Raw genomic sequence first — 12,248 nt, 5'->3', positions numbered from 1 at the left:
CCCGATCAGCCCGCAGAAGCCATGGTTCAAGACACCTTCCCCGACCATGACCGGGTGTCAAGCACGATGAGCTTGCCTCCCTCAGGAGGCGTAGCGATCCTCATCGGGCTCTGGCTCCTCCTGCAACGCCAGGACGCTCTGGAGCGGGAAGGTGATGACGCAGCGGATACCTTCAGGCCGGAAATCCAGCTTGATCTCTCCGCCGAGCTGCTGTGCGAGGCCGCGCTGGATCAGCTTGGTGCCGAAACCTTCACGCGCAGGAGGCATGACGCGCGGCCCGCCGCTTTCCACCCATTCCACGATCAGCACCGGAGGGTTGAGCGCCGGAGTCACGGCCCACATGACATTGATCCTGCCCTCCGGCGAGGAGAGGCTTCCATACTTCGTGGCATTGGTCGCCATTTCGTGGGTCGCAAGTCCGAGCGCGAGAACGGCGCTCGGCTGTAGATTGACCTTGGGGCCGCGCAGGCGGATGCGCTGGCGCATGCTGTCCTGGTAAGGCTCCAGCTCGTTGTTGAGCACATCCGACAGGAGTGCCCCCTGCCATTGGGACGCCGTGAGAAGATCGTGCGTCTTCGCAAGACCCTGGATGCGGCCCATGAAGGTCTCCCAGGCTGCAGGATCGCCCTGCTGTGCGGAGCGGCGTGTCATGGAAGCGACGGATTGCACCGTGGCCAGCGTGTTCTTGACCCGGTGATCGAGCTCGTGGAGCAGAATGGCCTGACGCTCCTCGGCCAACTTGTTCTCAGTGATGTCCTGAGACACGCCCACCATGGATAAACGCTCATCCGGCCCCACGCGCATGCGGCCGCTGATGCGGATCCAATGCTCGCTGCCATCCGGCCAGATCGTGCGGTATTCCACATGCAGGTCACAGCGCGTCGACACTGCCTTCGCAACCGCCTGCACCAGATGGGCGCGGTCATCCGGGTGAATGGATGCGACGAGATCCGCATAAGAGAAAGGCTCGTCCGGCTCGCGTCCGAAATTCGCGCGGCAGGCGGGCGAAGTGATGAAGGCTCCGGTCGAGGGCGTGTACTCCCATGACCCGAGATTGCCCGCATTGAGGGCAAGCTTCAGACGGGCCTCGCTTTCGGCAATGCGCGCGAGAGCTTCCTCCCGCCCTTTCTCCTGATCGCGCAGATCGGCGGCGGCATCGGCGATGGCCTTCTGGATCGTGTCGAATTCCAGAACGCGCGTGGTAGCGGGCTCCACATCCTTACCCCCCGCAAGAGCCTGCGCTGCCGCCACGAGCTGATCGACCGGGCGTGCGACGAGCCGTGAGAGAATGGCGACCAGCACGATTCCCACACCGATGCAGCCGGCCATGACAAACAGCCAGAACAGGGAGCGGCGTACGGACTCCGACAGCTCAACGTCCGGAACGCTGAGGATGAACGCCCAGCCATAGACAGCCGAGCGGCTGAAATAGGAGCGCACGGGCACACCATCCAGCGTCACGCTCTGCACATGGCCTTCGGGGGAAGCCGCAATCGCCTCACGCAGCGCAGAGCGGGCCAATTGTCCGACGAACTGATCCGGCGCGCGCAGGCGGGCGATGATGCGACCGCTCTTGTCGAGGATGGCGCCGTTCCAGCCGTCGTTGATCCTCTGATCCGTGATCAGCTGCTGGAATACCTCGAAGCCGATGGCGACCGAGAGCACATAGGCAACCTTGTCGGCGATGACGACCGGGACATCCAGAAGCACGAGGGGCTGGCCCGTGAACTGCCCTGACTGAAGATCGGAGAGCTGAGATTGACGCGTTTCAACGACGCGCCGGATGTCTCCCGGCCTGCTGGTATCCGGAAGCTTCACGCCATAGGGCAAACGAGTGTTGAAGATCACGCTTCCATCCGGCCGGATCAACGCGACCCAGGACGGCCTCGCCAGGCCGATCTGCGAGACCTGCTCATAGAACGCCGCGAAATCTCCATCACGAACGCTTTGAGAGAAAGCCAATGCGCGCAAGGCCGTTTCGCTCTTCTCGATCTCCCGGTCCAGGGACGAGGCAAGGGCGCGCACGGTCTCCTGCAACCGTTGATCCATCGCATCCCGTTCGGCCCGGTAGCTCGAATAGAAGCCGGCGGCCGCGATCAGGATGGCAGGGAGGGTGAGAGCGAAGACGAGGCCCCAGAGCACCTGCCTCAGCGACGTGCGGGCGACGATGGGAAAACTCCACATCGCTCGGCCTGTTTCCGAATGCCCGTCGACCCTGTCCGTCATGTCAGCCGATCTCTCGGACCGGCATGGTGATGCGCACCAGCGTTTCCGGTTTGTCGAGCGGCCATTCCACATGGGCATCGAGCTGCCGCGCAAGGCCTTTGAGGACTGTGCCTGACGAGCTCTCCTGCGCCGCCGCCTTCTCTTCCGGCGTAAAGACGTCATCGGAAAGCTGGAACAGAAGATGGCTGTCACGCACCCGCATGACGAGCTTCAGCTTCCCATGCCGCTCCTTGTAGGCGTAGCCGAGAGCGTTGACGACGATCTCGTTGAACAGAAGCGCCATCGGCGCGGCCTTCGCCGCATCCACTTCGACGTTCTCGATCTCGAATTGGCAAATTATCCGAATATCCTTGGCGGCAGCCGTAAGCTCTTCGCACATTTCCCGCGCGAACCGGCCCGCATCGAAACGCGCGGATCCCCTGCCGTCATAGAGATCGCGATGCGCGGCGCCCAGCGCCTGGACGCGCTGTTTCATACGCCCGAGAACGCCGCGCGCATCCGCGCCTTCCGCATGGCGCATCTCGATCGCGATGAGCGCTTGCAGAAGCTGCAGGTTGTTCTTCACCCGGTGATCGAGTTCATGGAGGAGCGTGGTCCTCTCATCCAGCAGCTGGCGCAATGCTTCCTGCGCCTGCCGTCTCTCGGCACGCTCATGCGCCTCGGCGAGCGCGCGCATGATCGTCGCCGGCAGCCGTTCGATCTTGTCCTTCAGGACGTAATCCGTCGCGCCCCGCTTGAGCGCCTCGACGGCGATCTCCTCTCCGAGCGCGCCGGACACGAAAACGAAGGGAAGACTCGGGCGCAGCTGCCGCACGAGGTCGAGCGCGTTCAAACCGTCGAAGCCCGGCAGGAGATAATCGGCAAGCACCAAATCCCAGGTCTCGTTCTCGATGGCTGCCTTGAATTCCTCTTCGAGTACGACCCGGCGGACGGAGGCGTTCAGAGCCGCGGACAGGACCTCCGACACAAGCTCCGCATCGAGCGCGGAATCCTCCAGGAGGAGGATGCGCAAGACGCGGCTGGACTGAAGTTCGGCCCGCTGTTGCATCAAAGACCCTGTCGTGCGCCCCGCGGCGGCGGCTCGTTGAGGATGGCCCAGAACACACCCAGATCCTGGATCGCATCGAAGAACTCGCGGAAGCCCACCGGCTTCACCACGAAAGCGTTCACCCCAAGCTCATAGCTTCGGAGAAGATCACTTTCCTCGCGGGAAGAGGTGAGCATGACGACGGGCGTGTGCCGCAGATCCGGATCGGCTTTTACCTGTTCCAATACCTGAAGACCGTCGATCTTCGGAAGCTTGAGATCGAGCAGCACCACGGCCGGGTCGGCGGTGTTGCGGCTCGCGTGCGCCCCGCGCCGATAAAGGAAGTCCAGAGCCTCCTCCCCGTCGCGTACCACGACCACCTCGTTGGCGAGTTGGCTCTGCTCCAGGGCGGCGAGCGTGAGTTCGAGATCCTTCGGATTGTCCTCAACCAGCAGGATCGGTTTCAGTGCCGGCATTCAAGCCGCTCCTTCCATATCGGGCAGGGCGACATAGAACGTCGCTCCCTTGCCAAGTTCGGCCTCGGCCCAACTGCGGCCTCCATGCCTTTCGACGATGCGTCGAACGTTGGCCAGCCCGATCCCGGTTCCCTCGAAATCCTCGATCCGGTGAAGGCGCTGGAAGACGCCGAACAGCTTGTCGATATACTTCATATCAAAACCGACACCATTATCCTTCACGAAAAAGATGATTTCCCCATCGTCGCGGCGGGAGCCGATCTCGATACGAGCCAGGTTGCGGGGGCGGGTATATTTGACCGCGTTGTCGATCAGGTTCTCGAAAACCAGCCGGATCAGCACCGGATCGGCGATGACCGGGGACAGATCATCGACGATCCACTCAATCCGGCGCTCCCCTGTCTCCATCGCCAGTTTCTGGCGGATTTCGGTGACGATCTGCTCCACATCGACAGGCCTTGGGCGCAGGGCCGTGCGGCCCATCTGCGAGAAGCGCAGCAGATTATCCACCAGGGTTCCCGCCGTGTAGGCCGATTCGATGATCGTCTCGACATAACGCTTGCCGCGGTCGGACAGATCCGCCGATTCTTTTTTCAAAAGTTCGGAAAAGCCGACGATGTGGCGGAACGGGGCGCGCAGATCGTGAGAGACCGAATAGGAGAAGGCCTCGAGTTCCTTGTTGGTGCGCTTGAGCTCGTCGGCAAGCGCCGCAAGTTCCTCGGCGCGGCGCAGGACGATGCCGACGATGGCATTGCGCAGATCCTTGACCGCCTCGATCTCGCTCTGCTCCCAGGCAGTCGAGCGTTCGCGCACGGTCTCCTTCCAGATGTCGAAGGAAGCGCGAGGATGCAGCCTGAGGGTTCCCGCCTCTTCCTTGACGGGCTTTTGCGGATTGCCGCCCCATTTCACGGTCTGGACCTGCTCCGGGCGGAACCAGAGGATATAGCTCGGATACATCTTCGAGATGGAAATCGACAGGAGTCCGCTCGCCTTGTCCGTATAGGCTTTGGCCGGTCCGAAATGGGCCGCGAGATTGTCGGTGGCGAAGATGTCTTCCTGGTGATTGGTCGACAGCCATTCGAAGAGTGTCTTGACCTCTTCGTCGCCCGGCGTAACGCCCCGGCACCAGCAATGATCATCCGTAATGACCGCCACCCCCTGCGCTCCGGCGAGGAGCATCAGATCGTCGGGATGCTTCATGAGCCCATCGACGAAATAGCTCTCTGCCGCCATGTAGGCGAGAAGCCGTGCCTGCACGGCCCTGAGACGCACCCGATTGTCGGCGAGCGCCGTATGCTGCCGCGCTTCCAACTGGAGCGCGAAGATCTGCGTGAGGAAATCGCATGCGTTGCGCACCGGCAGCGAGATCCGCTTCGGCTCCTTGCTGTGGCAGGAGATAAGGCCCCAGAGCTGACCATCGCGCAGAATCGAGATCGACATGGAGGCCATGGTGCCCATGTTGCGCATGTATTCCAGATGAACGGGCGAGACGCTGCGCAAAACCGAGTCGCTCAAATCAAGCGGCGCGGGATCATGCGATTGAATGGGAATCGGCGTGTAATTGGCATCGGGAATGATGCGCAGGCGATTGCGGCGGTAGAGTCCCCGAGCCTGTGCGGGAATGTCGGAGGCGGGAAAACGCAGGTCGAGATAGGACGGCAGCACCTCGTTGCGGTCCTCTGCGAGGACGGTGCCGTTCCACTGCTCGTCGAAGCGGTAGACGAGCACCCGGTCGAATCCGGTCATACGGCGGATGTCTGCGGCGGCCAGTTTGCAGAGAACATCCGTCGAGGAAGCCGATTGCAGCTGCTCCACGAAGCGGCGCAGGGTCGGATAGAGGGCATCGAGGCTGGACACCGCCTTGGAAGGCATCGCCTCGAGTTCGATGATCGTGTGATCGCCGGAAAGGGACACCACGGCGTCGAAGAGCGTGGAGCCTGCCGGCGTGTCGAGTTGGACCGTCCTGATGGAGCGAGCGCTGTCTTCCAAGGGCGGCTCAGCGATATCCGCATCGAGCAACGCCGCCAGTTCCGGCAGTGCCTCTCGGAAAGAGCGTCTGAGAAGAGACATGGCATCATGTCCCAGAACCGACCCCATATTGGCGCTGGCATAGGCGATCATCCCGTCCGCGCGGCCGACAGCGATCAAAATCCCGTGAGGCTGAATGCTCCCAGGAATATGGATCGGCTCGCGTTCGCAGGCGGTCAGATCGAGTTCCTGGGACGCGTGGGTATTCATGAAGCCTCGCACAACCAGTCATGCATGACGGTGAAGGTTCCTTGCGCCGTCTCGACGATCAGATCGTCCACTTCCGGCGAAGAGGCCTCCAAAAGGGCAGCGCCAAACGACTTCCACATGACACCGATATCACGTCCGTAACTCCGAAAATAGGCGCAGCCGGTCTCGGCGCTCATACCGAGCCGCCGTTCCACCTCCCGTGAGATGATGGCGCCGCCAAGGGTCGAGCCTTCGATCACATACATGCTGCCGAGCACGGCTGCCGGCGAAGGCATCGGCATCAGGGACCGGCATTGCGGCAGGCTTATGATCTCATCCGGCGTCATCCCCAGGGCCTGGAGATCCTTAACGAGAAGATGCGTCTTGCGGCGGCGCTCGAAGAATACCCGGTTTCCGGCAACCGGAGCAGCCGCCTGTTCCCAGGCATGATGGAACCCGTAGAAGCGCTGGAGAACGCCTTTGTACGACTCGCGGGTCGCGATCCTGCGCTCAAGGTCGAAGGCCAGTTCGATGCGGTCGTGGGCAGGGCGTGTCTCAACCTTGAGACGTTCGAGCAATGTCATGAGACCTCATCCTGAGAACGGCCCAGCTTCCTGGCTGCGAACCGCTCCACAAGCCCTAACCCGTCGTGGATCAGGACCGCAAGCAGGGCCACAACCAAGCCGCCCTGCAGAACAAAGGCAATGTTGTTCGACTGAAGCCCGGCGATGATGACTTCCCCAAGCCCCTTGGCCGCAACGGTTGAGCCGATCGTGGCCGTACCGAGGCTGATGATGACCGACAGGCGGATACCGGCGAGGATCACTGGCAGGGCCAAAGGCAGCTCTACCTGGAAAAGGCGCTGACGCGGATTCATGCCCATGCCTCGCGCTGCCTCCAGCGTCTGAGCGGAAACCTGGGTGAGGCCGGTCAGCGTGTTCTCGAAAATCGGCAGGAGGCCGTAGAGAAAAAGCGCGATGAAGGTGGGCTTTTCACCGAACCCAACGAGAGGAACCGCGATGGCGAGAACTGCGATCGGCGGAAAGGTCTGCCCGATATGCACGAGGCTGCGCGACAAGGGCAGAAACTCGGAACCGAATGGACGCGTGACGAAGACGCCGAGAGTCAGCGCGAGAACGATGCTGGCGAGCGTCGCAAGGAAGACGGTGCGAAGATGGGACAGCGTCAGCGAGAGAAGACTGCCCTGATTGTAGATTGCCGGCGCGTTGTTCGTGGTCAACGGTTCGAACACAAAAGAAAAGAGCTGCGGCCTCGTGATGAACGACACCAGCAGGACGAGAGCCGCCACGCGAAAGATCCATCGCAGGTTCATGCGAAGCGGCGCCCGTGATCCAGAATGCCCGAAACGCTCACCCGGCCCACGAGCGCACCCGACGCATCCGCGACAGGCAGTGCATCGCGGCCCGTCCACATGAGCTGCGAGAGCGCGTCGTGCAGCGTATCCGACAAGGTGATCGGCTCGCCCTCCGCGCTTCCCGGCTCAAGAGCGTCCCTAACCTTCGTGAGCGCGAGCAGGCGGAAAGGCCGCTCCGCCGTTCCCACCAATTGCTCCACGAAAGGATCCGCCGGGCGCATCAGCAATTCTGCGGGTGCTGCATGCTGCACGAGGCGAGCTTCGTCCATGACGGCGATGCGATCGCCGAGATGGAAGGCCTCGTTCATGTCATGGGTGACGAGAAGAATGGTGGTCCCGAGGCGCCGTTGAATCGCGAGCAGTTCGTCCTGCGCCTTGGCGCGGATCACCGCATCGAGCGCGCCGAACGGCTCGTCCATGAGAAGCAGCGCGGGCCGTGCGGCAAGCGCCCGCGCCACACCCACGCGCTGCTGTTCGCCGCCCGACAATTCATGCGGGAACTTGGTTGAGAATTCCACTGGGTCGAGCTGGAAGAGTTCGAGCAGTTCGGAGACTCGCGCCGCGATGCGTTTCCTGTCCCAGCCGAGAAGGCGCGGCACGGTGGCGATGTTGGCCGCGACATTGCGATGCGGAAACAATCCATAACCCTGGATCACATAGCCGATGCGATGGCGCAGCTGGTCTTCGGGAATCGAACGCGTGTCCTCGCCATCGATGAGCACGCGCCCCGAAGTCGGTTCGACGAGGCGGTTGATCATGCGCAACAGGGTCGACTTGCCCGCGCCCGAGGTGCCGACGATGGCGGTGACGGTGCCCTCCTTCACCTGGAACGAGACGTCATCGACGACGATGGTGTCGCCATAGCGTTTGGTGAGATGCTCGATTTCGATCATGCGAGCGCTCCTTTGGCGCCATCGACCGCCGCATCGAGGATGACGGAGGCGGCGAAAGACAGGGTCACCGTCGGCAAGGCGCCGAGCAGCACGAGATCGATGGCGGTCTGGCCGATGCCCTGGAACACGAAGGCGCCGAATCCCCCTCCCCCGATGAGCGCTGCGACCGTGGCAAGGCCGAGATTCTGGACGAGCACGATGCGGATGCCGGCCAGGATCACCGGCAAGGCCAGCGGCAGCTCCACCTGAAACATGCGCTGGCGCGAATTCATGCCCACGCCCCGCGCCGCATCGACCACGGCAGGCGAGACCTGATGCAAGCCCGCGACGGTGTTGGCGACAATGGGCAGCAGCGCATAGAGAAACAGCGCGATGAGGGCAGGCGCAGCACCGATGCCGCGAATGCCGAGCGCGGCGGCCAGCGGCACGCTCGCGGCAATGGCCCCGAGAGGCGCCATGAGAATGCCGAAGAGCGCGATGCTCGGGATGGTCTGCACGATGCTTAAAATCTGCAGAACAACTGTTCTCAAGGCACGAACGCGATGGCTCGCGATGCCGAGAGGAATGCCGACGAGGCAGGCTGCGATCATCGATCCGAAAGCCAGCATCAGATGCTGGCGTCCCTCGCGCCAGAAGCTTTCGGACCGTGCCGCGTATTCCTTCAGGATGGAGAGGTTGTCCCACGCGCCGGACCACAGCAGGAAGGCGACCCCGGCCGCTCCCGACAACAGCACCACGACCCGTTCCATGGGGCTTAAATGCAGGCGCGTGAGGGCATCGATGAGAAGAAGCGAGAAAGCGAGCGTCAGGAGCCAGAAGCCGAGGGATGGCGAGACCCGCGCGAAGGTATTGTCGGGCGGCGTCAGATAGCCTGCCGACATGCCGATCCCGATGCAGATCGCGCCCAACCCCAGAACGGACGCTACGAGCCTTGCGAGCGGCACGCGCACGACCACCGCGCCGATGGCGATGCCGAGGGACACAGCCATGAGCACGAGCCCCCACATCCCCGGCAGCGCCTCCATCAGCATGCGTGCCTCACCGGAGGCGATACGGGTGGCGCGATAGGTTGCGAACGGCGCGGCGAACAGGGCGACCGCGATGAGGATCGCCATGAGGCTCCCCAAAGGATCGAGGGCGGATGCGGCGCGCGGGGGCATCGGGCCAATCGCATCCGCCCGGGACAGTATCGAACTCACAACAGGCCTTGTTCTTTCTTAACCGTGCTACGAAGATCCGGCTCGCGGGACGGTCCCTGTCCTATTTCAGGAACCCTTTGGACTTCATGTAATCGGTCGCGACCGCCTTTGCCGCCTCGCCGCCGATCTGGACCCGGGCATTGAGCTTCTGGAGCGTCGTCAGGTCGAGCGAGGCGAAGATGGGCTTCAGGATCTCGGCGATCTTCGGATTGTCCTTCAACACCGTCTCGCGGATGATGGGAGCCGGCGCATAGACGGGCTGCACGCTCTTGTCATCCTCAAGCACCACGAGGCCGGAGGGCGCGATTCCGCCGTCGGTGCCGTAGACCATGGCCGCATTGGCGCCATTCGTCTGCTCCGCCGCCGCCTTGATGGTGGCCGCCGTATCGCCGCCGGAAAGCACGATGAGCTGTTCGGGCTTCATCTGAAAGCCGTAAGCCTTCTGGAAGGCCGGCAGGGCCGCCTCCGAATTCACGAATTCGGCGGAGGCCGCCAACACGACCTTGCCGCCGCCCGCGACCCATTTGCCGAAATCCGACAGGGTCTTGAGCTTGTTGGCGTCGATCACATCCTTGCGGAGCGCGATGGCCCAGGTGTTGTTGGCAGGCGACGGATCGAGCCAGACGATCTTGTTGGCGTCGTAGTCGAGCTGCTTCGCCATCTGGAAGCCCTTGGCGGCGTCCTTCCAGACCGGGTCATCCGCCTTGTTGAAGAAGAAGCCCGCATTGCCGGTATATTCGGGATAGATGTCGATCTCTCCTGCCGTGATAGCCTTGCGCACCACCGGGGTCGCACCGAGCTGGATGCGGTCCTGAGTCTTGATGCCGTTGGCGTTCAACGCCAGCAGGATCATGTTGCCCAGAACCGAGCCTTCCGTGTCGATCTTCGACGAGACCACCACATCGGCCTTGGCCGAACTCAGGGCCGCCAGGCCAAGTGCCAGGGCGGCGGCGAACGATTTCAAAACAGGCTTCATGGCAGTCCCTCAGCAAGAACACATTAGCGCGCCCTTCTTTTTAGGTCACGCCGCGCGTTTAAGCAGAGGGGCAGGCCGATAAGAGTCGCCTCAGGCCATCAAAAATCATCGCCCGGAATGGGTTTACCCACTGTCAACTCTGCGGTGACGGTGGGTGAAGAGGATCCGCTGGCGCCTCAGGCGCTCAGGGGCGACGGCGGCTCCTGAGCGATGGTGAAGCGAACCTGAGCCTGGGGCCGGTGATCCTCGGAGAGGCTGCGCCAGGTGCGCTCGGCCTCATTGCGGCTCTCGAAGGGGCCCACGACCCGCTCGGTACCCTGAACGATGGTGTCGCAATCGCAGGAGGTGTACTCGCCGCCGACAACCCAGAAACGTGATGCATTCATTGTCGATCTCCTTAGGTGCAAAGCATTGATAAGATTAGTTTTTACTCGGCTGCCTGAAGCTTGGCCGAGGTTTGGAACTGAGCGGTCTCGGTGGATTCCGCCATGGCGGTCGTGGACGACTTGCCGCCGGTGATCACCACCGACACCTGATCGAAATAGCCGGTGCCGACCTCACGCTGGTGGCGGGTGGCGGTATAGCCGTCGGCCTCCGCCCCGAATTCGCGGGCCTGCAGCTCGGAATAGGCGCCCATGCCGCGATCGCGGTAGCCGCTCGCCAGATCGAACATGCCGTAATTGAGCTGGTGGAAGCCGGCCAGCGTCACGAACTGGAACTTGTAGCCCATGGCGCCGAGCTCGCGCTGGAACTTGGCGATGGTGGCGTCATCCAGCTTCTTCTTCCAGTTGAAGGACGGCGAGCAATTATAGGCGAGCAGCTTGCCAGGATGGTGCTTATGAATGGCTTCCGCGAACTTGCGGGCATCGTCGAGATCCGGGTGCGAGGTCTCCCACCACAAAAGGTCGGCGAGCTCCGCATAGGCCAGCCCGCGCGAGATGCAGTGGTCGAGGCCGGTGCCGTCCTTCAGGCGGTAGAAGCCTTCCGGCGTGCGGCTGTCCGGCTCGATGAAGGGGCGGTCGCGCTCGTCCACGTCGGAGGTGATGAGCTTCGCCGATTCCGCATCGGTACGGGCCATGATGAGGGTCGAGGTGCCCATCACATCGGCGGCGAGCCGCGCGGCGGTCAGGTTGCGCTCATGGGCGGAGGTCGGGATCAGCACCTTGCCGCCCAGATGGCCGCATTTCTTTTCGGATGCGAGCTGATCCTCGAAATGCACGCCAGCGGCGCCGGCCTCGATATAGGCCTTCATGAGCTCGAAGGTGTTGAGCGGGCCGCCGAAACCGGCCTCGGCATCGGCGACGATGGGCAGGAACCAGTCGCGCTGCGCGCCGCCTTCGGCATGCTCGATCTGGTCGGCGCGCTGGAAGGTGCGGTTGATGCGGCGGCACAGCTCAGGGCCGGAATTGGCCGGATAGAGCGACTGGTCGGGATACATGGCGCCCGCGACATTGGAATCCGCTGCCACCTGCCAGCCGGACAGATAGATGGCTTCCAGCCCGGCGCGGGCCATCTGCATGGCCTGGTTGCCGGTCATGGCGCCGAGCGAGTGCACATAGGGGCGCTCCTGCAGGAGCTGCCATAGCTTCTGCGCGCCACGCTCGGCCAGCGTATGCGAAATCGGGAAAGAACCGCGCAGGCGCTGTACATCCTCGGCCGAATAGGGGCGGCGGATTCCGTCGAAGCGGCCCTTGGGAGCTGCTGGGATCAGATCGTCGAGGGAAGCCGGGGACTTCTGCGCGGTCATTATCTTGTCCTTAATTTACATCCATTGACAAACTGCCACTCGCGACCACAAACTTTATGCATCAGCGAGGCGTCTGAAGGATATAATCCGAGAAGAAGCCTTTGTTTCAATG

The 12,248-nt window shown here is 62.7% G+C and carries 11 protein-coding genes; all 11 read right to left on the bottom strand.

Features of this window, described 5'->3' with window-relative positions; all coding sequences use genetic code 11:
* Window positions 1-81 precede the first annotated feature (81 nt).
* The 11 genes from AB4Y85_RS12480 to aceA all read right to left on the bottom strand — a co-directional run bounded on the left by AB4Y85_RS12480 (window position 82) and on the right by aceA (window position 12,136).
* A complete protein-coding gene (locus tag AB4Y85_RS12480) occupies window positions 82-2,226 on the bottom strand; it encodes a sensor histidine kinase (RefSeq protein ID WP_441985222.1) in 2,145 nt (714 codons plus the stop codon).
* Between the two features lies 1 nt (window position 2,227).
* Window positions 2,228-3,274, bottom strand: coding sequence for a sensor histidine kinase (locus tag AB4Y85_RS12475; RefSeq protein WP_441985221.1), 1,047 nt, complete (start codon window positions 3,272-3,274; stop codon window positions 2,228-2,230).
* A complete protein-coding gene (locus tag AB4Y85_RS12470) occupies window positions 3,274-3,729 on the bottom strand; it encodes a response regulator (RefSeq protein ID WP_441985220.1) in 456 nt (151 codons plus the stop codon). The genes AB4Y85_RS12475 and AB4Y85_RS12470 overlap by 1 nt, the downstream gene beginning before the upstream one ends.
* Complete coding sequence (locus AB4Y85_RS12465) at window positions 3,730-5,967, bottom strand: ATP-binding protein (RefSeq protein ID WP_441985219.1); 2,238 nt, start codon at window positions 5,965-5,967, stop codon at window positions 3,730-3,732.
* Complete coding sequence (locus AB4Y85_RS12460) at window positions 5,964-6,530, bottom strand: biliverdin-producing heme oxygenase (RefSeq protein WP_441985218.1); 567 nt, start codon at window positions 6,528-6,530, stop codon at window positions 5,964-5,966. Before AB4Y85_RS12460 ends, AB4Y85_RS12465 begins: the two co-directional genes overlap by 4 nt.
* Entirely contained in the window at window positions 6,527-7,279 is a 753-nt protein-coding gene (locus AB4Y85_RS12455; RefSeq protein ID WP_441985217.1) for an ABC transporter permease, read from the bottom strand. Before AB4Y85_RS12455 ends, AB4Y85_RS12460 begins: the two co-directional genes overlap by 4 nt.
* The gene (locus tag AB4Y85_RS12450; RefSeq protein WP_441985216.1) at window positions 7,276-8,214 is read right to left on the bottom strand and encodes an ABC transporter ATP-binding protein; all 939 of its coding nucleotides are present in this window, start codon (window positions 8,212-8,214) and stop codon (window positions 7,276-7,278) included. The genes AB4Y85_RS12455 and AB4Y85_RS12450 overlap by 4 nt, the downstream gene beginning before the upstream one ends.
* Window positions 8,211-9,329: an ABC transporter permease gene (locus AB4Y85_RS12445; protein ID WP_441985215.1), complete on the bottom strand. Its 1,119-nt coding sequence runs from the start codon at window positions 9,327-9,329 to the stop codon at window positions 8,211-8,213. The genes AB4Y85_RS12450 and AB4Y85_RS12445 overlap by 4 nt, the downstream gene beginning before the upstream one ends.
* Window positions 9,330-9,474: 145 nt before the next feature.
* Window positions 9,475-10,389 carry a glycine betaine ABC transporter substrate-binding protein OsmF gene (osmF, locus tag AB4Y85_RS12440; protein WP_441985214.1) on the bottom strand — a complete coding sequence of 305 codons (915 nt, stop codon included), beginning with the start codon at window positions 10,387-10,389 and terminating at the stop codon, window positions 9,475-9,477.
* A 176-nt stretch (window positions 10,390-10,565) separates the two neighbouring features.
* Window positions 10,566-10,775, bottom strand: a complete 210-nt coding sequence (locus AB4Y85_RS12435; protein ID WP_441985213.1) for a DUF4170 domain-containing protein — start codon at window positions 10,773-10,775, stop codon at window positions 10,566-10,568.
* A gap of 41 nt (window positions 10,776-10,816) precedes the next feature.
* On the bottom strand, window positions 10,817-12,136 hold the full coding sequence (aceA, locus tag AB4Y85_RS12430; RefSeq protein ID WP_441985212.1) for an isocitrate lyase: 1,320 nt from the start codon (window positions 12,134-12,136) through the stop codon (window positions 10,817-10,819).
* Window positions 12,137-12,248: the final 112 nt, after the last annotated feature.

This window comes from Microvirga sp. 2YAF29, assembly GCF_052114605.1.
In the GTDB taxonomy this organism is placed as follows: domain Bacteria; phylum Pseudomonadota; class Alphaproteobacteria; order Rhizobiales; family Beijerinckiaceae; genus Microvirga.
Note: the sequence above shows the minus strand (reverse complement) of the source record. Positions and strands in the feature narration are given on the sequence as shown.

What these genes read in the sequence shown, in the direction of transcription:
- AB4Y85_RS12470 (WP_441985220.1), bottom strand. Translation starts at nt 3,729, where the DNA reads ATGCCGGCACTGAAACCGATCCTGCTGGTTGAGGACAATCCGAAGGAT.
- AB4Y85_RS12445 (WP_441985215.1), bottom strand. Translation starts at nt 9,329, where the DNA reads ATGGCGATCCTCATCGCGGTCGCCCTGTTCGCCGCGCCGTTCGCAACC.
- AB4Y85_RS12480 (WP_441985222.1), bottom strand. Translation starts at nt 2,226, where the DNA reads ATGACGGACAGGGTCGACGGGCATTCGGAAACAGGCCGAGCGATGTGG.
- osmF (WP_441985214.1), bottom strand. Translation starts at nt 10,389, where the DNA reads ATGAAGCCTGTTTTGAAATCGTTCGCCGCCGCCCTGGCACTTGGCCTG.
- AB4Y85_RS12450 (WP_441985216.1), bottom strand. Translation starts at nt 8,214, where the DNA reads ATGATCGAAATCGAGCATCTCACCAAACGCTATGGCGACACCATCGTC.
- AB4Y85_RS12465 (WP_441985219.1), bottom strand. Translation starts at nt 5,967, where the DNA reads ATGAATACCCACGCGTCCCAGGAACTCGATCTGACCGCCTGCGAACGC.
- aceA (WP_441985212.1), bottom strand. Translation starts at nt 12,136, where the DNA reads ATGACCGCGCAGAAGTCCCCGGCTTCCCTCGACGATCTGATCCCAGCA.
- AB4Y85_RS12435 (WP_441985213.1), bottom strand. Translation starts at nt 10,775, where the DNA reads ATGAATGCATCACGTTTCTGGGTTGTCGGCGGCGAGTACACCTCCTGC.
- AB4Y85_RS12475 (WP_441985221.1), bottom strand. Translation starts at nt 3,274, where the DNA reads ATGCAACAGCGGGCCGAACTTCAGTCCAGCCGCGTCTTGCGCATCCTC.
- AB4Y85_RS12455 (WP_441985217.1), bottom strand. Translation starts at nt 7,279, where the DNA reads ATGAACCTGCGATGGATCTTTCGCGTGGCGGCTCTCGTCCTGCTGGTG.
- AB4Y85_RS12460 (WP_441985218.1), bottom strand. Translation starts at nt 6,530, where the DNA reads ATGACATTGCTCGAACGTCTCAAGGTTGAGACACGCCCTGCCCACGAC.